General features: G+C 42.1%; 21 protein-coding genes. 6 read left to right on the forward strand and 15 right to left on the reverse strand.

Going from position 1 to position 22,257, the window contains the following annotated elements; genetic code table 11:
• Window positions 1-99 precede the first annotated feature (99 nt).
• Complete coding sequence (locus tag A374_RS04095) at window positions 100-375, forward strand: HNH endonuclease (RefSeq protein ID WP_007200922.1); 276 nt, start codon at window positions 100-102, stop codon at window positions 373-375.
• Window positions 376-383: 8 nt separating this feature from the next.
• Here A374_RS04095 and A374_RS04100 read toward each other — a convergent pair whose 3' ends face one another.
• Window positions 384-1,217, reverse strand: a complete 834-nt coding sequence (locus A374_RS04100; RefSeq protein ID WP_007200923.1) for an STAS domain-containing protein — start codon at window positions 1,215-1,217, stop codon at window positions 384-386.
• A 205-nt stretch (window positions 1,218-1,422) separates the two neighbouring features.
• On the opposite strand from A374_RS04100, the gene A374_RS04105 reads away from it, so the two are divergent.
• On the forward strand, window positions 1,423-1,935 hold the full coding sequence (locus tag A374_RS04105; protein ID WP_007200924.1) for a DoxX family protein: 513 nt from the start codon (window positions 1,423-1,425) through the stop codon (window positions 1,933-1,935).
• Window positions 1,936-1,970: 35 nt separating this feature from the next.
• Here A374_RS04105 and A374_RS04110 read toward each other — a convergent pair whose 3' ends face one another.
• Window positions 1,971-2,690, reverse strand: coding sequence for a YebC/PmpR family DNA-binding transcriptional regulator (locus tag A374_RS04110; RefSeq protein WP_007200925.1), 720 nt, complete (start codon window positions 2,688-2,690; stop codon window positions 1,971-1,973).
• Between the two features lie 127 nt (window positions 2,691-2,817).
• Here A374_RS04110 and A374_RS04115 point away from each other — a divergent pair, with 127 nt between their 5' ends.
• Entirely contained in the window at window positions 2,818-3,954 is a 1,137-nt protein-coding gene (locus tag A374_RS04115; RefSeq protein ID WP_007200926.1) for an NAD(P)/FAD-dependent oxidoreductase, read from the forward strand.
• A gap of 26 nt (window positions 3,955-3,980) precedes the next feature.
• Here A374_RS04115 and A374_RS19440 read toward each other — a convergent pair whose 3' ends face one another.
• The 7 genes from A374_RS19440 to A374_RS04150 all read right to left on the reverse strand — a co-directional run bounded on the left by A374_RS19440 (window position 3,981) and on the right by A374_RS04150 (window position 10,667).
• A complete protein-coding gene (locus A374_RS19440) occupies window positions 3,981-5,558 on the reverse strand; it encodes a S8 family serine peptidase (RefSeq protein ID WP_007200927.1) in 1,578 nt (525 codons plus the stop codon).
• A gap of 168 nt (window positions 5,559-5,726) precedes the next feature.
• Window positions 5,727-6,464, reverse strand: coding sequence for an enoyl-CoA hydratase/isomerase family protein (locus A374_RS04125; RefSeq protein WP_050979712.1), 738 nt, complete (start codon window positions 6,462-6,464; stop codon window positions 5,727-5,729).
• 32 nt (window positions 6,465-6,496) lie between these two features.
• Window positions 6,497-6,916: an acyl-CoA thioesterase gene (locus tag A374_RS04130; protein WP_007200929.1), complete on the reverse strand. Its 420-nt coding sequence runs from the start codon at window positions 6,914-6,916 to the stop codon at window positions 6,497-6,499.
• Between the two features lie 29 nt (window positions 6,917-6,945).
• Window positions 6,946-7,731, reverse strand: coding sequence for an enoyl-CoA hydratase (locus tag A374_RS04135; RefSeq protein WP_007200930.1), 786 nt, complete (start codon window positions 7,729-7,731; stop codon window positions 6,946-6,948).
• Window positions 7,732-7,813: 82 nt separating this feature from the next.
• Complete coding sequence (locus A374_RS04140; RefSeq protein ID WP_007200931.1) at window positions 7,814-8,380, reverse strand: TetR/AcrR family transcriptional regulator; 567 nt, start codon at window positions 8,378-8,380, stop codon at window positions 7,814-7,816.
• Between the two features lie 164 nt (window positions 8,381-8,544).
• A complete protein-coding gene (locus A374_RS04145; protein ID WP_007200932.1) occupies window positions 8,545-9,771 on the reverse strand; it encodes a multidrug effflux MFS transporter in 1,227 nt (408 codons plus the stop codon).
• Between the two features lie 65 nt (window positions 9,772-9,836).
• Window positions 9,837-10,667, reverse strand: a complete 831-nt coding sequence (locus tag A374_RS04150; RefSeq protein ID WP_007200933.1) for a MerR family transcriptional regulator — start codon at window positions 10,665-10,667, stop codon at window positions 9,837-9,839.
• A 109-nt stretch (window positions 10,668-10,776) separates the two neighbouring features.
• Here A374_RS04150 and A374_RS04155 point away from each other — a divergent pair, with 109 nt between their 5' ends.
• A complete protein-coding gene (locus A374_RS04155) occupies window positions 10,777-10,968 on the forward strand; it encodes an alpha/beta-type small acid-soluble spore protein (RefSeq protein ID WP_007200934.1) in 192 nt (63 codons plus the stop codon).
• Window positions 10,969-11,009: 41 nt separating this feature from the next.
• Here the strand turns inward: A374_RS04155 and glsA are convergent, their stop codons facing one another.
• On the reverse strand, window positions 11,010-11,945 hold the full coding sequence (gene glsA, locus A374_RS04160; RefSeq protein WP_007200935.1) for a glutaminase A: 936 nt from the start codon (window positions 11,943-11,945) through the stop codon (window positions 11,010-11,012).
• A 116-nt stretch (window positions 11,946-12,061) separates the two neighbouring features.
• Here glsA and A374_RS04165 point away from each other — a divergent pair, with 116 nt between their 5' ends.
• On the forward strand, window positions 12,062-12,682 hold the full coding sequence (locus A374_RS04165; RefSeq protein WP_007200936.1) for a CAP domain-containing protein: 621 nt from the start codon (window positions 12,062-12,064) through the stop codon (window positions 12,680-12,682).
• A 51-nt stretch (window positions 12,683-12,733) separates the two neighbouring features.
• Here A374_RS04165 and A374_RS04170 read toward each other — a convergent pair whose 3' ends face one another.
• Window positions 12,734-13,663, reverse strand: a complete 930-nt coding sequence (locus A374_RS04170) for a manganese-dependent inorganic pyrophosphatase (RefSeq protein ID WP_007200937.1) — start codon at window positions 13,661-13,663, stop codon at window positions 12,734-12,736.
• 230 nt (window positions 13,664-13,893) lie between these two features.
• On the opposite strand from A374_RS04170, the gene yhfH reads away from it, so the two are divergent.
• Window positions 13,894-14,022: a protein YhfH gene (gene yhfH / locus A374_RS19830; protein ID WP_007200938.1), complete on the forward strand. Its 129-nt coding sequence runs from the start codon at window positions 13,894-13,896 to the stop codon at window positions 14,020-14,022.
• A 36-nt stretch (window positions 14,023-14,058) separates the two neighbouring features.
• On the opposite strand, the gene A374_RS19445 is transcribed toward yhfH, so the two are convergent.
• From A374_RS19445 to gltB, 4 genes are all read right to left on the reverse strand, one after another.
• Window positions 14,059-14,613, reverse strand: coding sequence for a lamin tail domain-containing protein (locus A374_RS19445; RefSeq protein ID WP_083841938.1), 555 nt, complete (start codon window positions 14,611-14,613; stop codon window positions 14,059-14,061).
• 143 nt (window positions 14,614-14,756) lie between these two features.
• Window positions 14,757-15,899 carry an NADH-dependent flavin oxidoreductase gene (locus A374_RS04180; protein WP_007200940.1) on the reverse strand — a complete coding sequence of 381 codons (1,143 nt, stop codon included), beginning with the start codon at window positions 15,897-15,899 and terminating at the stop codon, window positions 14,757-14,759.
• Window positions 15,900-16,270: 371 nt separating this feature from the next.
• Complete coding sequence (locus A374_RS04185; RefSeq protein WP_007200941.1) at window positions 16,271-17,728, reverse strand: glutamate synthase subunit beta; 1,458 nt, start codon at window positions 17,726-17,728, stop codon at window positions 16,271-16,273.
• Window positions 17,700-22,256, reverse strand: coding sequence for a glutamate synthase large subunit (gltB, locus tag A374_RS04190; protein ID WP_007200942.1), 4,557 nt, complete (start codon window positions 22,254-22,256; stop codon window positions 17,700-17,702). Before gltB ends, A374_RS04185 begins: the two co-directional genes overlap by 29 nt.
• Window position 22,257: the final 1 nt, after the last annotated feature.

A 22,257-nucleotide genomic window follows, 5' to 3' on the forward strand; every position in this document is an offset into this window, starting at 1 on the left:
TCACTAGAAATAAAAAGAGCATGTTTTTCTAGCATTTGGGCGATTCTATAGATAAGATTCTATAGATAAACATCCAACAAGAGAAAGGACGTGTAACCTATGCAAAAGCGCTGTGAATTGTGCTTGCGTGAACCTGTGCAAACGACCGTACATCATTTAATTCCTAAAGAAATGGGCGGTGCCCATTTAGACACCGCCCATTTATGTATTCCTTGCCATAAACAAATTCATGCGCTTTATAGCAATAAAGAACTGCAGCACTCCTTGTTCACACTTGAAGCGTTACGTAAGGATGAACGGATGGCCGCCTATCTCGCTTGGATTAAAAAGCAACCCGCAACGAAACTTGTTGCTACGAAAAAAAGAAAACGCTAAGCGCTTTCTTACAAATCAGTGAGCGCTCGTTTTAGCGTACTATACGTAGATACGATCGAAAAATCAAGACCAAGGTGAACCGATGTTTGTGCAATTTCAGGACGAATCCCCGTAATGACAGCAGAAATTCCGAGTAACGTAAGGACACTCGTTAATTGAAAAAGCTGTTGAGCGACCATTGTATCAATAATCGCTACCCCCGATAAATCAATAAATAACTGGGTGACGCCAAGCTCCATACAGTCATGCGGTATGTTTTCCACGATCATTTTCGCACGAACGGTATCGATATCTCCAATCAATGGAAGAATTGCCCGTGTTTCCGAGATTGGAATAATCGGTGCACTTAGTTCATGAATCAATTGTTGTTGATCATTTAACCGTTGCTTCACAATATAATAGTAATGTTGCGCAAATGCCCCACACAGATCATCAAATCCCTTATGAATAAGTCGTCCCCATTCAAGCACATGCTCAATCGTTACCTTTTGATGTTCTTTTTTACTAAACTTCTCTATGTATGTCCAAAATACTTCACGCGCGTCTTGAAGAGCATATAAAACTTCATAAATCGGTGTGCCGCTATTCATGCGACTTTGGGCTACTTCAATGGCCCACTGGTCTTTTTTTTCTTTAAAAATAGCATAATCTTCTATTAAAAGCGTTGCAATGGTTTCATTTGTCATCTGATTTTGTTTTCGTAACAAAGCTTCCGTATCAACATGAGCATCACTCGAATAAATAGAGCCTGCCACCTGTCTTCGTTTCGCTAGCCACTCATCCGTAATACATGTGAGATGTTGAAGCATATAGTGATAGAGTTGTTCGTTGATTGTAACCATAATATCCCCTTATTTCTACTCAGTCTTCCTCTATCATAACAGGTCTACAATCCCCTCGCCAAACATTTCTAGCATTCTTTGTCACGATGTGAAGCAATCGACCTATGAAAAATACTTTTATATACACACCTTTTGGCATATTGATAAAGTCCTATTTTTATTCGATAATGATAATCGTTATCACTAAATTTAGGAGGAAAGTGCAATGTTACGTCAATTCTTAAGAACAAATTCGGTTGCTTCAGTCCTACTCACAGTTATACGCTTGTATATTGGTTATCAATGGCTAATGGCTGGCTGGAAAAAAATCGCCAATGGGCCATTTGATGCTACAGGTTTTTTGCAAGGAGCACTCAAGCAAACAGCCGGTGATCATCCAGCTGTTCAACCATGGTGGGGATCAGTGCTTGAAAACGTTATTATCCCTCATGTTCCTATTTTTAATTTCCTTGTTGCGTGGGGAGAATTCCTCGTTGGGATAGCCTTAATTCTTGGACTATTCACATCGTTTTCTGTTGTGATGGCGTTAACGATGAACTTTAGTTACCTCTTTTCGGGAACAACGAGTGTCAACCCACAAATGGTCCTTCTCTCTCTGTTTCTATTAACAGCAGGAATTAATGCAAGTCGAATCGGCTTAGACCGCTGGGTACTGCCGCTTATATCGCATCGTACTTCAAAAGAACCTACAATGAATCGAAATAATCCAGCGCTATAAATAGAGAAAGAGGGTGTCCATTGACACCCTCTTGTTTATTCACCCATATCTACATTGTGATACACTTGCTGTACATCTTCTACATCTTCAATGGCATCGATTAATTTTTCAAACGTACCCATCGCATCGGCATCTAACTGCACGTCATTTTGGGCAAGCATCGTTAGCTCCGCTATGGTAAATTCCGTAATGCCTGCTTGTTTAAATGCTTCTTGAACCGCGTGGTATTGATCAGGCTCCGCATAAACAATGACTTGCTCATCTTCCGCTTGTACGTCTTTTACGTCAACTTCTGCTTCCATTAATAACTCTAGTACGTCATCTTCTGAACGCCCTTCGATTCCAAATACAGCTACCGAATCAAACATATACGCAACCGAGCCTGAAACGCCCATGTTGCCGCCATTTTTTGTGAAGGCAGCACGTACATCTGCCGCCGTCCGATTGACATTATTCGTTAAGGCATCAACAATAATCATCGCACCACTTGGTCCAAACCCTTCATAACGCAGCTCGTCGTACGTTTCGTCTGAACCGCCTTTTGCTTTCTCGATTGCACGATCAATAATATGTTTTGGTACGCTATACGTTTTAGCACGTTCCAATACGACTTTTAACGCTTGATTTGATTCAGGATCAGGCTCTCCTTGCTTCGCCGCTACATAAATTTCGCGACCAAATTTTGCATAGACGCGACTCGTGTTCGCATCTTTTGAAGCTTTTTTCTCTTTAATATTGTTCCACTTACGTCCCATGAATGGTTCACTCTCTTTCCGACTACGTTTTCTCCATTCTATTATACATAAAGTGACCTGTTTTCTCTACAGCGAGGAATTCATGTATACTAAGGGATAGAAGTATACAATAAAGGACGGTTCGTTTATGAAAAAAGTAATTGTTATTGGTGCAGGGATTCTCGGGGCTTCCACCGCTTATCAGCTTGTCAAAAAAGGAGCAGACGTTACGGTGATTGATGCCACAAAGCCTGGCGGAGCAACAGCGGCTGCTGCTGGTATTATTTGTCCGTGGCTGTCGCAACGTCGTAACAAAGCATGGTATACGCTTGCTCGCAATGGAGCGGCTTTTTATCCTTCGCTCATGAACCAGCTACAAAAGGACGGCGAGCATGATACCGGTTATGAACAAGTGGGGGCCTTGCATTTATCGCCTCTAGAAAATAAAGCTGATCTTGCCGCCGAACGGGCAACCCATCGCCGCGAAGAAGCGCCCCTCATCGGGGAGGTTACCCGCTTAAGTGGACAAGAAGCGCAAGTAAAATTTCCACTGCTAGCGAGTGAGCTTCCAGCCGTTTTTGTGAGTGGTGCAGCGCGCGTAGATGGGCGCGCACTGCAGCAGTCTTTGTTGAGAGCTGCTCAAAAAAATGGCGCTACTTTTATTCAAGGTGAAGCTCATTTAATCGTTGAAAACGAGCGCGTACGCGGGGTAACCGTAGATCATACGACGTTAGAAGCAGAGACTGTAATCGTATGTGCTGGTGCGTGGTCTCGCTCTCTTTTCACCCCACTAGGATTAGACCTTGATGTCACGTATCAAAAAGCGCAAATTGCTCATTTTCATACGGATGAAGCAACCGACCAATGGCCAGTCATTATGCCCCCAGGGGATCAATATTTGCTTGCTTTTGCAAACGGTCGTCTCGTAGCGGGAGCCACACATGAAAATGACGTTTCCCTACACAATACAGCGACCACTGTGGGCGGCTTACATGAAGTGTTTACAAAAGCTTTAACCATTGCTCCTGGATTAGAACAAGCGACCTTTATCGAAAGTCGCACAGGCTTTCGACCATTTATGCCAGGCTTTTTACCCATGTTCGGAAACGTAGACGGCATTGAGGGCTTGCTTGCTGGGAACGGTTTAGGTGCATCTGGCCTTACGATGGGGCCTTATATTGGTGAACAACTGGCACGACTGGCGCTTGATGAAACACCCGATCTTGATCTTTCTCCGTATTCGTTAACACCAGCGATTACACAAAAGAAGAAGCCGAGCGCCTAAAAGCGCCAGGCTTCTTCTTTTGTTATTTATTTACTAGCTACAATCATGTATTTTTTCTCTGACCAATGACCGTTGTTTTCTTTGACGGTGATTGTATGCTTGCCTGCCTCTAATGAAATCTCTGCGACTTCGCTTTCATTACTACCTGATGCTTGATAGGTTATTCCATCTATTTCAAGCACCGGATCCATTCCTGGGACTGGAAACACTTCAATCTTCACTGTTTTTCGTTTCGGTACATCCAAGCGATATACATCTCGATCATTCGGAAGATCAAATTTATTACGGAAAGGACGACCTAACGTTAATTCTTGGGCTTGCTCCGGAGACGAAGGGACATCATCCGAAAGGGATGGTAATTGGGCATTCATTGTATCAGGTACGTTAATTTCGCCATATCCGTACGTTGGTGTTAATCCAGTGCTCGTTTGATACGCAGCGGGCGTATAAGCACCTTTTTCCATTAAGTATTCTACTTCACTAGGCGTTAGTTGCTGTTGTTTTGATAGAAGCATGGACGCAAGACCAGCAACGGTCGGTGAGGAATAGGAAGTTCCTGATGAAGTTGCATAGCCACCACCCATTGTTGTTAAGAGAATTTTCTTACCAGGGGCGGCTAAATCGATTTCCTTCCCTTTCGTCGTCGCCTCAGACAGCTCGCTGCCCTTCTGCGTTGCAGCGACAGCAATGACCTCAGGATAAGCGGCCGGATATTCTACCGGACGATCTGCGTAGTTCCCACTTGCTGCGATAAGCGTAATTCCCTTTTGATACGCATAAAGGATCGCATCGTATTCTGTTTCGTTCATTTTCCGTTCGGCAAAACTCATATTGATAATGTTTGCGCCATGATCCGCGGCATACATAATGCCAGCTGCTACTTCCGCTGTTTCAAACGTATAAGCTTCACCAATTCGGACAGGTAAAATACGAACATTATTATTCATTCCACTAATTCCTAATTTATTATTATATGTAGCTGCGATTACGCCTGAAACACGCGTACCATGGGCATTGCTTAATTTTGTCCCGATAAAATCCTTTCCTTCAAGCACTTTTCCAGCAAGTTCTGGATGACTTCCATCCACTCCACAATCAATAACGGCAACCGTAACAGGACTCATTGACTCCGGGACGAGCGTTGGCGACCACTTGATTTGTGAAAGAGCATACTGGTCTTTATAGAGTGGATCGTTCGGTTGGGTTTCTTCACTTGCTCTTCTTATATAGTTAGGCTCTGCATACACAACAGCACGATCCTTTTGCAAAGCTCGGAGCGTTTTTTCGTAATTTTTATGCTTAGAAACGCGAACGATGCGAATGCCAATTTTATTTAATTCCGGTGAGTGGCTTTGTTCTTTTACACCATATCGCTTGAATGACACGTGCTTCCCTTTTTTTACTTTGACAATAATTTCGCGATCAGCGACAAGGTCCATGTCAATCGATTTGGTTGCCTTTTTAAAAAGGTGAGGTTGAAGCGAAGCAGTTACTTTCATAGTAGGAGCATCGGCTGCGCGGACGATGTGCTCACTGCTGTAAAGACCTCCAACAGCTAACGTTGAAGCAAGGGTGACACTCATAACGAGTTGGCTTACTTTCATAGAAACCACAACCTTTCTACTTATTAGTCTTACATTCTAGTATAAAGGCAAAAACAGGATATATCATCTATTTATTCTATTTTTTACCTTATTTTTAAACGTGCTTTACGTTTTCTACATAAAAAAAGAGCTAAAGGACATCCTCCCTTAGCTCTAGCTCTTTCAATTTTATTTACCAACAAATGCTGGTTTTCTTTTTTCTGCAAAGGCGGTAATGCCTTCCTTATGATCACTTGTCATCGCCATCATCTTTTGCGTCAGACGCTCTTGCTCTAGTGCATCTTCAAGCGATGTATGATAGGATGCATCGATCAGTTTTTTCATTTTTCCGTAAGCTAGCGTTGGCCCATGAGCGAGTTTCATAGCATATGCCGTCGCTGTTTCTTCTAGTTGTTCCTGAGGTACAAGGGAGCTAATCACACCCGCATCATACAAGCGTTGCGCAGGAATCGGCTCTGCACTAAATAAAAACTGTTTTGCTAAATGCGGTCCTAGTAATTTAGGTAAGAAATATGTACCGCCACCATCAGAAATCAAACCAACTTGAGAGAAACTGAGTGCAAATTGACTCGTTTCACTCGCTAAAATGAAATCACACGCTAGCGCTAGATTAAAAGCCGCGCCAGCAGCAAAACCATGAACAACAGCGATGACGGGCTTTTCAATCGCCTTAATGGCAAGAATGCATTCATTGAAATGACCGAGATGCTCATAAACATGGTCAGGGGTCGCCATTGCCATGCTCTTAATATCGCCACCGGCCCCAAATGAACGACCGGCGCCTTTTAGAACAATCACTTTAATCTCTGAAGACGCATCGGCTTCGTGTAATCCTGCTTTTAGAAGCGACACCATTTCTTCACTAAACGCATTTAAACTTTCCGGACGATTTAGCGTAAGGAACATGACTGGACCTACTGTTTCTTTTAATAAATGCGTCACGAGACTTCCTCCTCTTTTTGAGCCAGCATATCAGCTTCTAATGCTTGTTTTAACGATTCCGGAATCGGAGCTGTTTGTTGCTTTTTCACTTCAAAAAACACAAGAACAGAATAGCCTTTCGCCACTAATGCTTCATTTTCCACTGAAAAGATCTCATGCTCTAACTGCATGCTTTTCGTCCCCACCTTCGAAGCAAACGTACGCACTTTTAACGCATCATTAAAATAGGCTTGCTGTAAAAAATCGCACTTTGAAGACGCAAGAATAAAGTTCCATTCTGTTGGATCTACCGTAAATCCAAGCGCTTCAATATAACGAATACGCGCTTCTTCAAAGTAAATAAAGTAACTTGTATTGTTTACATGACCGAGCATATCTGTTTCGCTAAAGCGAACGCGTAACATATCTTCATGCATGAAGAATCTTCCTCTCTCGCTGTAGTGGTTTATTTATGCGTAAACGCCGGCTTTCTTTTTTCAATAAAGGCTTGCACACCTTCTTTAATATCATTCGTTTGAAAAATTTCTTCAAACAAGTCCGCTTCTTTAGCAATGCCTTCTTGTAAAGAAACATTTAGCCCTTCATCAACGGCCTTTTTAATACGTGTAAGCGATTGCAAAGAATAGCGCGTCATTTTACTAGCAAGGGTTTTCGCTGCGGCTAATCCTTCGCCTGTTTTGGCGGTAGCATTTACTAATCCGATGCGATAGGCTTCGGCAGCTGTCACTGGTTCACCGGTAAACATGATTTCTTTAGCGCGCGCTTCCCCAACTAAACGTGGTAAACGTTGGGTGCCGCCGCCTCCTGGAAATAAACCTAGCGTAATTTCGGGTAAACCAATCATGCTATGCTCTTCTGCAACGCGCAAATCACACGTTAATGCCAGCTCACAACCGCCACCAAAGGTCATACCATTTAAAACAGCAATCGTTGGTTTCGCAAAAGCATCAATATAATTTAAAATATGGTGAATTTCCATCACGTTGGATTTCATATTCACATTACCCATCATCTCTGGAAATTCTTTAATATCCGCTCCTGCAACAAATGCTTTATTACCTTCACCTGTTAACAAAACCGCAATGGTTTGCTCATCGTTTTCGAGCGCTTTAAAAGCGTCTTCTAATTCATGAAATACAGCCTTACTTAGTACGTTTAATGGTGGGTTTGCAATGGTAATGATCCCTAAGTTACCTTCTTTTTCAACAGATAAATAGTTAAAGTTCTCCATTCACTTGATCCCCTTTCAAATTCCATCACTTGTAGTTTGCTGCACTTTCTCATACATCATCAACGGATCAGCATCTGCTACACTAGTGGTTTGAAATTCCATGTAAAATCATATTGGCAAAATGATGAGCTACTTCGTGCTGTGAAAGACGACCATCTGGGCGGTACCACTGATAACTCCAATTTCCCATTCCTAAAATACCGAATGTAACAATGGCAATATCTAAATCCGCGCGAAATTCTTTCGCATCAATTCCTTGCTGAAGCAATTGTTCAATGTTTTCACGAAATGCTTCTCTTTTTGGAAGAATGAGTGCCAATCGTTCTTCATTTAAATGACTAAGCTCTCGAAAGAAAATCTTAGCACTGCTTCCTGCTTGACGAATGGTTACTAATAACATTTCAATCATCGCTGTTACTTTTTCTGCACTACTTTTCGCCTCATCATTTAAGATCGCTTCCTGTTGCCCTAAGAGGGAATTAATGTAGACAGAATGAATGTCCATCAGCAAGGCTTCCTTACTATTGAAATAATAATAAAACGTTCCTTTTGTCACTCCCAGTGCTTCCACAATATCTTGAATCGACGTTTCACTAAAGCCCTTTTGCTCAAACAATGCCACACTAACTTCTATAATTTTATCTTTCATGCTTTCATCCCCACACTTTTTATGCTGATCCTTTACCTACTAACCGGTCGGTATGTTTACTACTATACACTTCTTTACAAAATTTTCAACCATCCTTGTTTGAATGTTGCGAAAAAGAAACAATAAAAAAAGCACGGTTACGTTTTTGTAACCGTGCATAGCACTTACCGATTGAGGTTATTTCCCCTTGTCAACGTTACCGACTGCCTCGTTAATGTTATAAAGAGAAGAAAACCAATTCCTTCACATAAGGCAATGACGAGACTCATCGTTGCTGCTAAATCGTGACCAAGTCCTACAAGTGGGGCGAGAACCCCTCCTAAAATAAACGGTAATAAACCGAGTAAAGCGGCTGCAGCTCCAGCAGATCGTTGTTGTTTTTCCATCGCCAATGTAAAGGAAGCGGTACTAACAACCCCAACGCTCGAAACGGTTAAAAACAGCGCAATGAGTAGACCGATTAAATGGTGCGTCGGCCATGTTACAACTAGCATAAGCAGACTGCCAACAACCGCCAGTAACAAGCCACCCTTTAAAATGCTTTCTTCTTTCACGGTGCCCGCAAGCTTACCAGCGATCGCACTTCCGAGAATAATACCAAGCCCATTTAGTGCAAATAGTAAGCTAAAGCCTTGGGGTGATACGTGAAAGACCGTTTGCAAAACAAAAGGAGAACCCGAAATATAAGCAAACATGGCTGCCATGACAAATCCTTGAGCCGAGGCATAGCCCATAAATTGTCGATCGCGCACGAGCTTGCCATACGTAATCAGTGTCTCTTTCATACCGCCAACGGCCTTGTTTTCTTTAGCAAGAGTTTCTGGTAAGCCAATAGCTGCGCTAATTATCATAACCAGACTTAAAAGGAATAACGTAACAAAAATACCGCGCCATGAGGTGAAATGTAACAATTGCCCTCCAATGACCGGCGCTAAAATGGGGGCAGCTCCATTAATAAGCGTTAATAACGAAACAAACTTTGTCATCTCCGTGCCAGAAAATAAGTCCCGCACCATGGCCCGAGCAATGACAATTCCCCCGGCTCCAGCTGCCCCTTGAATAAATCGCAATACTATTAACATGACAATATGCTGTGAAAAAACACACCATAAGGAAGCAAGTGCATAAACGAATAATGACACTAACAACGGCATCTTTCTTCCTCTTCGGTCCGATAGTGGACCGATTACTACTTGTCCTGCTGCAATACCGAGCAAGCATGCTGTTAAACTTAATTGTGCAAACGATACAGGTGTAGCTAGTTCTGTCGCAAGCTTCGGCAAAGCAGGTAAATACATGTCAATTGACAGTGGCCCGATTGCAGTCAATGCTCCTAATATAATCGCAAATGAAAAGCGTCGGGTAGTGTTCTCTTCCATCTTACGCATCATAACGTCCTCTCTCATCTAAAATTCTCTAACCTTTTAATACTATAAAGGCTCCAGTAACGGGAGAGTCAATAGACAGAAACGACCGGTAGTTGAATTTCTGTATAATAATCTTTGCGGTCATGAGAGATAAATGCGTCGACAATGACACGCTCAATGGCATCGCCAACAATCGAATAACCATGCTCTTGTACATACGCAAGCAGCTTACGATAATAATAAGGCGCTTCCTCATGTGAACCACGAAAAGCAAGACAAGCATAGCTGCCTTCTACAAACGAAGTAACATGTTCCTGTCCTTCACTCCATTCATCTGGAAATTCCAACAGTAAAAAGAGTGAATTATACTGATCAAACTGATTTTTTAAAACATGTGTTTTTGCAATGGTTAAGCCTACTTTACCGATCATAATGGAAGAAGCTTTATTTACCGTGTCTTGTATTGTTCGCAAATGCTGTTCTAATTCATAAAGCGAAGTAAAGGATTCTTTAATTTGAATAACATGCCGCTTTGGGAAATGTTTAATGTGAATGCGCTCTTCGTTGTCTTGTCTCGTTCCTTCTAGCTCTGTAATTCGGTGGTGTAATTGTTTTTGTATGCGTTGAAGCTCGGTTATTTTCTCAGAAGTAATCTCCTCATATTTTTTTAACATGTGTAAAAATGAAGTTAACGTTCGGCTTTGCAACTGATTTTTAATTTCCTTAAGTGGCACGCCTAACGTTTTTAAATAATAAATTAGATCTAACCATTCGAATTGATCAATGGAATAATAACGATAACCTGTACTAGGATCTACTTCTGCAGGAGGAAACAAGCCAATTTCATCATAATATCGCAACGTCTTAATAGGGATTTTATGCAATTTAGCCATTTGCCCAATAGTAAATTTTGTGTTCATATGTTCGTCTAGCCTCCTACCATATTCTACGTATGTAAAGAAGAAAAAAGAGGGCATCTTAAATAACGAGCCTTGTGCTCACATTACAAGTGAAAGCGGTGGTGTCCTTATGTCAAGAAACAAACTATTGGTTCCTGGTTCTGAACAGGCTTTAACGAGCTTGAAAGAAGAGATTGCCAATGAGTTTGGTGTCCATCTTGGAGCGGATACAACCTCAAGAGCCAATGGCTCCGTCGGTGGCGAAATGACCAAACGATTAGTAGCCATGGCCCAGCAGCAGCTTGTAACGAAAAGAGATTAACATCTCGTGAAAAAGAAGGAGCATTCGGCCTCCTTCTTTTTCTATGTTCTAAATATGCTGAGCGCGTATTCTTTTGATAACAATTCCAACATTTTTAACCCACCAATACTATTGCCCATCGTATCTAACGAAGGTCCATAAACACCGATGCCAAGCTTATTCGGAACAGCGCCCATAATCCCCCCAGATACACCACTTTTCGCTGGGATGCCCACTCTTATAGCAAATTCTCCTGAAGCATTATACATGCCACATGTAACCATAAATGTCTTACAAATTGTATTAATAGCCGTTGGAATTAACTGGACACCTGTGTCTGGATCGATACCTCCCATCGCAAAAATGAGGCCAATACGCGCCAAATCACGACACGTCATTTCAATGGCGCATTGCTTTGTATACAACTTCATCAATGCCTCAACATCACACGTGATCACACCGTGTTGTTTCATATAAAACAGCAAGGCTCGATTTAAATAGGCGGTCTCAAATTCAGAGTGTGCTACATTTTCACAATACGTAACCTGTGGATTGTTACTTAATTTCCTTACAAATGTTAACAAACGCTCAAATTGTTCTTCTTCATTGTTGCCGCATATTAAATGGGTAACAGCGAGTGCTCCCGCATTAATCATTGGATTTAATGGCTTTGAAGGCGAGATCGTCTCAAGTTTAATAATGGAATCAAAAGGATCTCCTGTCGGTTCATAACCGACCTTGTGAAAGACCGTTTCCTCACCACGATCCATAAGGGCAAGTGCAAGAACGAGTACTTTTGATATACTTTGCAACGTAAATTTGATATCAATATTCCCCGCGGCTAAACAAGAGCCATCTGGACGATAAATCGCTACTGCAAGTGCATTTGGATCTGCCGACTGTAACGCTGGAATGTAGGTTGCCACTTTCCCATGGGTAATTACGTGTTTTGCTTCTTCTACAATCGCTTCTAATTGCTCATTTTCTTGACATGTCATAATCCGCTTCCTTTCATTTTTCTATAGTGTTTACGAAAGAAGTGAATTTATAAGAATGAGTTACTTCATCATAACTCATACTAAAGGAAAATGGCGTATAAAGGAGTAACCTTCCTATGATAAAAAAATGCACACTTATTCTTCCGAGCTGTCTTCTTTTGCTAACAGCTTGCAATTCGTCTTTAAAGCCGAATGACCATACGAAGCATCTCGCACCGACCGCTTATAAGCATGCAATCAAAACAAAAAACGGATACATTTCAGGCATGGATACCATGCAGCCTTCTACTCAAAATAATGTCCCAACCGAAAATCCACCGGCAACAAATCAAGGACAAAACGGGACGACAGAAGCAACGAATGCATCACAAATTCAACAAGTTGTAGATCTAACGAACGCAGAACGCCGCAAAAACGGGTTAAAAGAGTTAACGCTTGATCGCCAATTGACACAAATGGCACAAGCGAAAGCTAACGATATGGACCGAAATAATTACTTTTCACACAATAGTCCTACAAAAGGATCTCCTTTTAATCAGATGAAAAATTCGGGCGTTGATTATAATCAAGCAGCGGAAAACATCGCAACCGGTCAAAATACACCATCTGATGCGGTAAATGATTGGATGAATAGTGAAGGTCATCGAAAAAATATTTTAAATCCAGACTATACACATATTGGTGTTGGTCATACTACTACCGATGAAATGTGGGTTCAGGAATTTATAAAAAAATAGCACACTATAAAAAACGACGGTGTAAAATTACTTTCACCGTCGTTTTACGTATTAGAGACCGAATGCTTCCGTTAAAACAGGGACAATTTGTTTTTTGCGAGAAACTACGCCTTTTAGTAGCGCCTCATTGTTTACTAACGTTACATGATATGCTTTTTCAACGACAGAAGCTTTATGACCGATAGCAATTCCCGTAGAATCATTTGTTAAAATGTCGGTTGCCACAAACAAGAATAAATCTAAACCTTTTGCGATGACCGTTTCTTGAATGGCCGCTTCAATTTCCTCTTTACGTTCAAGTAACTCTGCTGGATCGACGGTGTTTACTTGTGCAATTTCAACCTTGCTATCGCCCATTTGGAATTCTTTTGCATCTAATGTAATGAGTTGAGCAACAGATTTTTTGCTAAGATCAGCACCTGCTTTTAACATATCAAGACCGAATACATTTGCCTCTACTTGTGCAATGTGCGCAAGTTCATTGGCCGCATCAATATCTTGTTGTGTACATGTTGGTGATTTAAATAGTAAGGAATCAGAAATAATAGCAGCAAGCATTAAGCCAGCCATTTCTTTCGTAACGTCTACGCCATTTTCTTTGTACATTTTATAAAGAATCGTAGCCGTACAACCAACAGGCTCACAGCGATAGTACAATGGATCACTCGTTTCAAAATTTGCAATACGATGATGATCAATTACTTCAAGAACTGTCACCTGATCAATATCTGCTACACTTTGTTGACGTTCATTATGATCCACAAGAATGACTGAACTCGTTTCATTACTTACTGTTTCCACAAGGCGTGGTGCTTGTATGTTAAAGAAATCAAGCGCAAATTGTGTTTCGCTATTTACTTCACCTAGACGAACGGCTTCCACAGTTTGTCCTAGCTTTGTTTTCAGATCGCTATACACGATTGCTGAGCAAATCGTATCTGTATCTGGATTTTTGTGACCAAAAATTAATGTCTTTTCCATTTTACTGACTCCTTCGCATGTCTTCTTCTCTACTGCCGACAGTCTATAACGCTGTCGTGTTCGTTTCTTATTTTAGCAGAAACCCCTCTATTGGTAAAACAGATCTCTTACGTCCTGTTATTTCTTTTTCAGGTCTTTTTTCTTATTTACCCAATATAATTATAACAGATGTTGACTAATATAATCTGTTATAATACAATTAGTCCAACAAATAACAGGAGGGATTGGACATGATGACATTGGAATTTTATCGTAATTTACCCGATAAGCAGTGCAAGGAATGTGGTAAAGTGATGGATGAACAGCATGAATGTTATGTACAAGAATGTGAAGCCTGTTTAAAGAACGACGCTATGTAGCATCCCATTAAAAAAAATCCCTTGCGAGGGATTTTTTTATTGCGCACTATACACGCTAACGGGTGCACCTGAAGCATCAAATAATACAGCTGTATCACCATTGTTATTCCATACGTTTGCATTCGTCCACAGCAAATAGGTGGGCGGATCATCAAAGGCAAGCGCACCAGATTGGACAAAAACAGACTGACCCGGCTGCAAGACATAGCCTGGTGGAAACGTAAACGTCTGTCCTCCTCGACTGCTTTGAATGGTCCAACCAGTTAAATCAACTGGTACTAACCCCGTATTTTGCACTTGCACATATTCCAGCTGTGCTCCTGGGCCCCCTAAATTTAAATTAGAGATGATAATACCTACCCCATTTGGTGGTGCAGCAGAATTTGCATAATAACCAACAATTTCACCACATTGAAAGAGTATGATGCCTCCCCCTACAGTCCCAATGACATTTCCTGTACAACAATCAAATGCAATAAACTTTACATTAAAGGGAGCTACACCACTTGTAGCAAAGATCGGTTGAAAATTCGCTCCTATTTGTAGTTGACTAAAAGCAGTACATAAACAACAGCCCACGTTCTTACTCACTCCTTCCTCTTTTCACTAGAAAACAGGCATCCTTATCCCTACTATATTTCCAACGACGTACAAGCGTATAGGTACCTCTCTTGACCGTTAAAAAATGGGCAAAAAAAAAGCTAGCAAAAAAATTCTTCTGCTAGCTTTACCTATTAATTTTCCCCTTCTATCGGGAACCAAGAGGGCGTATTTAAAATAACTTGCCATAACGCATCAGGAACAACGAGCTGTTGTTGTTTGTCTGAATGAAGTTTTGTCACAATCGTATCTTCCTGACCCTTTTCAACTTTTTGTACCCAATCAGGGTCAATAATGAGTTCTCTTCCTATAGCAAGTAAAGGCACCACTTGCAGTGCTTTAGCCGCTTGCTCTGGGGTAGAGATGGATCCTACACCTATAATAGGCATATCAGCACCGACGCGATTTTGTAAATGTTCCATTCGAGAGATCGTTTGATTTTCTTCTCCTCTTCGTGGTAAAGACCAGAAATCAAAAACAGAAACATGTAAATAATCAATGTCTTTTTTTACAAGCTCATCCACTAAAGCATACGTTTCTTTCATTGTAATACCAGCTTCTTCTGGTTCTTCTGGAGAAAAACGATAACCAACGATAAAAGGTTTCGTTGCATGTTTCTTGACAGTATCAACAACAGCATCCACAACAGCAAGAGGGAATTTCATGCGTTTTTCTACGCTACCTCCCCATGCGTCTTCTCGTTGATTGGTATATCCTGAATAAAACTGTTGCACTAAATAACGATTCGCACCGTGAATTTCAATCCCATCAAAGCCTGCTTCAATGGCTCGTCGTGTAGTTTCTGCAAAATCATCAATGATAGCTACAATTTCTTCATGTGTTAATGCACGCGTCATCAAGGTTGATCCGTCCTCATTTTTTTGCTCAGTTTCAACGACACTTGCACTTACAACATCATGATTTGGAACAAGATGTGCTGGTGATAAACGACCTCCATGATAAATTTGCAAAATCGCTTTTGCTCCTTCATCTTGAATGGTTGTTGCGACCTTTCGTAAGCTTCCTACCATATCATCTGTATAGCTACTAAACTGACCTAGGAATCCTTTTCCACTTGGTGACACGTAAGAGCATGCTGTAATGACCATGCCTGCTCCCTTGCTACGGCGTTTGTAATATTCTAATTCATCTTGTGAAACGGTCCCATCATCATGGGAGGCAAAGTTTGTCATAGGTGCCATTACAATTCTGTTTTTTAACGATATTCCTTTTTTAAATTCGTAAGATTGAAATAATGCTTCATACTGTTTTTTCATCGTAACTTCCTTTCTCAAAAGAGTTATTACGAATCATCATACACAGGTTATCTCAGAAAGTCAGTTAATATGCACTTCGTAAAAATTGACGAAAATTCAAAGACCTACCAGGCAAAGATTGAAAGAGAACGTTTTACTTTCGCGTCTTTCGTCGATTATGGCTGACTATTTTCGCAAAAAATGTTGAAAAGGTGTTGCGTCTTTTTTTTGCACAAAGGCTATTTATAAAGTAAGGGATCGGTTATCCTAAAGCATACTAAATTTTGGTTTTAAATTTAGTATAGTAAGAAATAAAATACGGTACGTGAAATTTAAATATGCTGCGTAAAAAAACCAAGCAGTTACACATGCGTAACCGCTTGGTTTTTCGTTTATTCCCCCACAACCGACTGTTGCTCAACAAAAGCGTGCACGTGACGGGCAACTTCTCGGCCTTCTTGAATGGCCCAAACGACTAAACTTTGGCCACGTCTTGCATCTCCGGCTAGAAATACGCCCGGTTCACTGCTTTCATAGTGAGCTCCTTGTGACACGTGAAAGCGATCGTATAAGGATGCTGCAGGTGGTTCAAAGCCAATCGCAACAAGAATGCAATCTGCCTCCCACACCGTTTCACTGCCTGGAATGTCCTCCCAAACCCACGTGCCATCCTTCCCTTTCGTCGCTTTCGTTTCTACCGTATGCACCCCTTTTACATGTCCGGTTTCATCTAGGAGAATTTCTTTTGTTTTAAGGTTGTAACGGCGAGGATCTTCTCCTGTAACAGCACTAGCTTCTTTATAGGCATAATCCATTGTGAAAATTTGCGGCAGCTCAGGCCAGCTATTTTCCTGATGTCGTTTCTCTGGAAGTGGTTCATATTTTCCAAATTGTACGATGCTCTTACACGCTTGTCGTAAGGCTGTTGCCACACAATCTGCCCCCGTGTCGCCCCCACCAATGACGATCACGTTTTTATCTTTTACATGGAGCGCTGCTTGTTGATCGGTTCGTTTCCCTTGAAGAACTTCCGTTGCTTCGGTTAAGTAATCCATCGCTTCATGTATGCCACGCGCATGATCTCCTTTTAGTTGAAGAGCGCGATGGGTTTGCGCGCCCACACATAAAATAACGGCATCATACTCGGTTTGCAACGTCTGTAACGTCACATCTTTACCTACCTCTATGTTCGTAACAAAGGTAATTCCCGCTTCTTTTAGAAGCGCAATGCGTCGTGCCACCACTTGTTTATCTAATTTCATATTTGGAATGCCGTATAACAACAAGCCCCCCGGTTCATCTGCTTTTTCAAAAATCGTTACCTCGTGGCCTCGTTGGTTTAACTCATCGCCACTTGCTAAGCCGGCCGGACCAGAACCGACGATCGCGATTTTTTTACCACTTCTCGTCGTTGGCACATTCGGCCGCGCCCAACCGTTCGTAAAGCCTTGTTCGCTAATGGCCAGCTCAATGTTTTTAATCGTAACGGGAGCTGATGCCAGTTCAGCTGTACAAGCTCCTTCACAAGGAGCTGGACAAACGCGCCCTGTAAATTCAGGAAAATTATTCGTTTTTACTAAGCGTGCATACGCTTCTTTCCATTTTCCTTGTGAGACGAGCATATTCCATTCAGGTATAACATTATGAAGAGGACAACCGGAAACAAATTGACCAATTTCCATGCCAATATGACAAAAGGGCGTGCCACAATCCATACATCGTTTGCTTTGTTGTTGAACATACGCTTCATCCAGCGACTCTATATGTTCTCCCCAATCATCAATACGCTGTTTCGGATCACGCTCGGTTGCTTCGATGCGCTTATAATGGATAAAGTCCAACTTGTTCATGGCGTGATGCTCCTTTCACTTGTGGTGATTGCTTGTTCTCTGTACTGCTTTGGAAAGCGGCTAATATCGCTTCTTCTTCGGTTGAATAATGGTGTTGTTGCTCGGTAATGCGCTGTTGCATTTTTTTATATTCTTTCGGAATTACTTTTATAAATTGTGACGCTACTTCTGGAAAGTGTTGGAGCACATGAAGTGCCTTTGTGCTATTCGTATACTGTACATGTTGTCTTAAAAGCTGCCGCACATCATGCACTTCTTGTGGATCATGTAAGCTTTCAATCCATACTTGCTCTGTATTGATTTGTTTCGTAACCTGTTCTGCCTCATGTGGTAATAAATAAGCAATTCCACCGGACATACCAGCACCAAAATTTTTCCCCACGTCTCCTAAAATGACAACTTTACCACCTGTCATATACTCACAGCCATGATCACCAATTCCTTCAACGACAAAGGAACCACCCGAATTACGAACAGCAAAGCGCTCCCCAGCTGCGCCTGCAATAAAGCCTGTTCCAGCGGTTGCTCCATAAAACGCCACATTACCAATGAGCACATGGTCATCACTTAAGTAAGAAACGCCTTGTTCAGCTGCAACGGAAACCTTACCGCCAGATAGTCCTTTCCCAACATAATCATTGGCATCTCCAAAAAGATGTAGCGATAACCCGGCTGGTAAAAACGCACCAAACGATTGCCCGGCTGAGCCTGTAAAATGAAAAGTGAGCGTATCCTCTGGTAAGCCTGCTTCTCCATATTCTCTAGAAATATAGCTTCCTAGTAAGGTACCTACGGTGCGATGCTGATTCGTAATCGGAAGTGAATGGTAAAGGCGTTCTCCCTTTTGTAACGCTTGCTTTGCTAGGGGAAGTAACACCTGACGATCGAGCGTATCAGCTAAAAGGTTGGATTGTTCACTAGACGTTACCTCTTTGCTCGTAGGCACTTGATAGAGTAATGGTGAAAGATCAAGCTGACGCGCTTTCCAATGCTCTTCATAACGTTTGGAAGGTGTCAACACATCACTGCGTCCAACCATTTCATCAAATGTCGCAAAGCCAAGACTCGCCATAATCTCTCGAACTTCCTCAGCGACAAACCGCATATAGTTCATGACGTGCGTTGCATTGCCCGTATAGTTTTCGCGAAGTGCTGGATTTTGGGTAGCAATGCCAACCGGACATGTATCCAAGTGACACGCCCGCATCATCACACAGCCTAAAACAATTAAAGGAGCCGTTGCAAAGCCAAATTCTTCTGCTCCTAATAAAGCAGCATACACGACGTCTTTTCCTGTCATGAGCTTTCCATCTGTTTCGATCACAACGCGCTCACGCAAATCGTTGAGTACTAACGTTTGATGCGTTTCTGCCAATCCAAGTTCCCATGGTAAACCCGTATGCGTAATACTCGTTTTCGGAGAGGCGCCCGTTCCGCCATCATACCCGCTAATTACAATAACATCTGCGCCACCTTTAGCTGTGCCAGCAGCAATGGTACCAACTCCTGATTTAGAAACAAGCTTCACGGAAATGCGTGCCGACTCATTTGCATTTTTCAAATCATAGATTAATTGCGCTAAATCTTCAATAGAATAAATATCATGGTGCGGTGGCGGCGATATAAGGCCAACACCCGGTGTAGATTTGCGAACATGTGCCACCCACGGATATACTTTGTTTCCTGGCAATTGTCCACCTTCTCCTGGCTTTGCTCCCTGTGCAATTTTAATTTGAAGTTCATTTGCATGGACTAAATAATGACTCGTCACGCCAAAACGGCCGGAAGCAATTTGCTTTATGGCACTTTTCGCTAAGGTTCCGGATGCGTCCGGTGTATACCGCCGTGCATCCTCGCCTCCTTCTCCACTGTTGCTTTTCCCACCAAGCGCATTCATAGCCCGCGCCAGATCTTCATGCGCTTCTTGCGAGATGGAACCAAAAGACATCGCACCTGTCTTAAAGCGTTGCACGAGTCGTTCTACACTTTCTACTTTTTCTAACGGAATCGCTTGGCGTTTTTTAAATGTAAAAAGATGACGTAAAAATGTTGGTACTTCTTCATTCGCGGCTTCACTGTATTGTTTGTATAAGGAATAATCATTTCTTCTCGTAGCCCATTGCAACATATGAATGGTTTTTGGTGAAAATGCATGATGTTCCCCATCTTGTCGCCATTGAAAATCACTGCCAGATGGCAAAGACGCTCCTCTGCGATTGTAGGCTTGCTCATGGCGAAGCGTTGCTTCAAGAGCAATAGATGGTAAAGATAGACCGGAAAGTTGTGAGACTGTGTCCGGAAAAAATTTCTTCATTACATCACGACCAATGCCGACTGCTTCGAATAATTGGGCACCGCGATAACTTTGAATCGTTGAAATGCCCATTTTAGCCATCACTTTCACAATGCCATCTGTCATAATTTGTTTGTAGCGGTGCACCGTATCGCTCCAAGAATCTGATAAATGCTCCTCTTCTTGCGCATACGTGGCATACACTAAATACGGATAAATCGCATCAGCACCATAACCGAGTAGCGTGGCGAAATGATGCACTTCACGAACTTCACCACTATCGACAAGTAAGCTCACCTTCATGCGTAACTTTTTGCTTACTAAATGTTGATGAACGGCACTTAAACTGAGCAAACTAGGCATTGGAACGTCATGCTGCGTATAGGCGCGGTCTGATAAGATGAGTATGCTCGTTCCGTTCCGAACTGCTCGTTCAGCTTCCTCACAAAGCTGTTCTATTGACTTTTCTAAATTTTCCGAAAATAAAGTTGGTAACGTAACGACAGGAAATGTTAAAAGGTGATTGCTTTGAATGGCTGCAAATTCACTTGGCAACAAAACCGGTGATGAGAGCACAATCGACTGACAGTTTTCTTTCGAGAAACATAATGGATGTCCACTTCCGCCAAGATACGTTACCGTGGACGTGACAAGCGTTTCTCGCAAAGCATCAATCGGTGGATTCGTTACCTGCGCAAAAAGTTGTTTAAAATAAGAAAATAGGGATTGCGGATGACTGGATAAAATGGCTAAAGGCCGGTCATTTCCCATGGAGCCCATTGGATCTTTGCCTTCTGTAAGCAGTGCTACTAAATACTTTTGTACCTCTTCATAACTAACCCCATAAACGTGCTGCGCCTGTTCAACATCGTTCAGTTCTTCGTAGCGCTCTTCTGCTGCAGGCAATGTTATTTGGTGCTGCACCCATTCGCGATACGGATACGCTTCACTATAGCTGCGTTTTATGTCCTCGTCTTTAAGAATGACGCCTTGCTGCAAATCAAGCAGTAACATTTTTCCTGGTGATAATCGCCCTTTATATAAAATGTTGGTTGGCGCTACATCCACTACCCCAACTTCTGATGACAAAATGACATGATCATCTTTCGTTACATAATAGCGCGCTGGTCGCAGCCCGTTGCGATCAAGCATCGCCCCAATTTGCACTCCATTCGTAAAAGCAATGGCCGTCGGACCGTCCCATGGTTCCATTACATGACTGTGATATTCATAAAAAGCGCGCTTCCGTTCATCCATGGTAGTATCCTGTAAATACGGCTCAGGTAAAAGCATCATTGCTACATGTGCCAGATCTAGACCTGCCAAGGAGAAATACTCAAAGGCTTGATCAAGTATAGACGAATCACTGCCACTCGTATCAAGCAAGCGATAGCGTTCACTCTCCTCTTTTGAAAATAAAAAAGGAAGTAAGTCATGCTCTCTTGCCTTCATCCATTGTACATTGCCTGTTAACGTATTGATTTCTCCGTTATGAACAAGGTACCGGTTAGGATGTGCGCGCTCCCAACTCGGAAACGTATTCGTACTATAACGAGAATGCACAAGGGCAAAGGCAGACATAAATTGCGGCGCCTGTAAGTCTACATAAAAGGTACCAACCTGAGCCGGCGTTAACAGCCCTTTGTATACGAGTGTTGTAGCTGACAAACTAACAATATAAAAGGCTTGCTCGCACGCTTGAGACCATGCCTCGCATTTTTTACGAATACGATAGAGAGCTGTTTGAAACATTGCCTCGTCTTGATCGTGTCTTTTTTCAATAAACACTTGAACAATGGCAGGTGTATCTTGCTCAACCACCGGACTTAGCACCTGTTTATTTACAGGTACGGTACGCCACCCAATGATTGCGTGTTGTTCTTCACGTATAATCGCGGTCATCTGATCTTTAATGCGGCGTTGTTCCCCCTCTTCATTTGGAAGAAACAGCATTCCCACGCCATATTCTCCACGTGCTGGCAGTGAAAAGGAACAGGTTTCATGGAAAAAATTATGAGGAATTCCGACCATCATACCAGCGCCGTCGCCTACATTTTTATCACTACCTTGACCTCCGCGATGCTCCATTCGTACAAGCATCGTTAACGCTTGTTGGATGATTTCATGCGTTTCTTTTCCTTTTATATTCGCATAAACACCAATGCCACATGCATCTCGTTCAAAAGATGGCTGATACAATCCTTGTTGTTGCGGTAACGTTTTTCTTACATTCATT

This window comes from Fictibacillus macauensis ZFHKF-1 (assembly GCF_000269865.1).
Taxonomy (GTDB): domain Bacteria; phylum Bacillota; class Bacilli; order Bacillales; family Fictibacillaceae; genus Fictibacillus_C; species Fictibacillus_C macauensis.

Bases quoted from the DNA above. Each gene is read 5' to 3' on its own strand.
- A374_RS04140 (WP_007200931.1), bottom strand. From the start codon at position 8,380: ATGAAAGATAAAATTATAGAAGTTAGTGTGGCATTGTTTGAGCAAAAG.
- A374_RS04130 (WP_007200929.1), bottom strand. From the start codon at position 6,916: ATGCATGAAGATATGTTACGCGTTCGCTTTAGCGAAACAGATATGCTC.
- A374_RS04150 (WP_007200933.1), bottom strand. From the start codon at position 10,667: ATGAACACAAAATTTACTATTGGGCAAATGGCTAAATTGCATAAAATC.
- A374_RS04180 (WP_007200940.1), bottom strand. From the start codon at position 15,899: ATGAAAAAACAGTATGAAGCATTATTTCAATCTTACGAATTTAAAAAA.
- A374_RS04145 (WP_007200932.1), bottom strand. From the start codon at position 9,771: ATGATGCGTAAGATGGAAGAGAACACTACCCGACGCTTTTCATTTGCG.
- glsA (WP_007200935.1), bottom strand. From the start codon at position 11,945: ATGACATGTCAAGAAAATGAGCAATTAGAAGCGATTGTAGAAGAAGCA.
- A374_RS04125 (WP_050979712.1), bottom strand. From the start codon at position 6,464: ATGTTCCTTACGCTAAATCGTCCGGAAAGTTTAAATGCGTTTAGTGAA.
- A374_RS04115 (WP_007200926.1), top strand. From the start codon at position 2,818: ATGAAAAAAGTAATTGTTATTGGTGCAGGGATTCTCGGGGCTTCCACC.
- A374_RS19440 (WP_007200927.1), bottom strand. From the start codon at position 5,558: ATGAAAGTAAGCCAACTCGTTATGAGTGTCACCCTTGCTTCAACGTTA.
- A374_RS04170 (WP_007200937.1), bottom strand. From the start codon at position 13,663: ATGGAAAAGACATTAATTTTTGGTCACAAAAATCCAGATACAGATACG.
- A374_RS04105 (WP_007200924.1), top strand. From the start codon at position 1,423: ATGTTACGTCAATTCTTAAGAACAAATTCGGTTGCTTCAGTCCTACTC.
- gltB (WP_007200942.1), bottom strand. From the start codon at position 22,256: ATGAATGTAAGAAAAACGTTACCGCAACAACAAGGATTGTATCAGCCA.
- A374_RS04135 (WP_007200930.1), bottom strand. From the start codon at position 7,731: ATGGAGAACTTTAACTATTTATCTGTTGAAAAAGAAGGTAACTTAGGG.
- yhfH (WP_007200938.1), top strand. From the start codon at position 13,894: ATGATGACATTGGAATTTTATCGTAATTTACCCGATAAGCAGTGCAAG.
- A374_RS04100 (WP_007200923.1), bottom strand. From the start codon at position 1,217: ATGGTTACAATCAACGAACAACTCTATCACTATATGCTTCAACATCTC.
- A374_RS04110 (WP_007200925.1), bottom strand. From the start codon at position 2,690: ATGGGACGTAAGTGGAACAATATTAAAGAGAAAAAAGCTTCAAAAGAT.
- A374_RS04155 (WP_007200934.1), top strand. From the start codon at position 10,777: ATGTCAAGAAACAAACTATTGGTTCCTGGTTCTGAACAGGCTTTAACG.
- A374_RS04185 (WP_007200941.1), bottom strand. From the start codon at position 17,728: ATGAACAAGTTGGACTTTATCCATTATAAGCGCATCGAAGCAACCGAG.
- A374_RS04165 (WP_007200936.1), top strand. From the start codon at position 12,062: ATGATAAAAAAATGCACACTTATTCTTCCGAGCTGTCTTCTTTTGCTA.
- A374_RS04095 (WP_007200922.1), top strand. From the start codon at position 100: ATGCAAAAGCGCTGTGAATTGTGCTTGCGTGAACCTGTGCAAACGACC.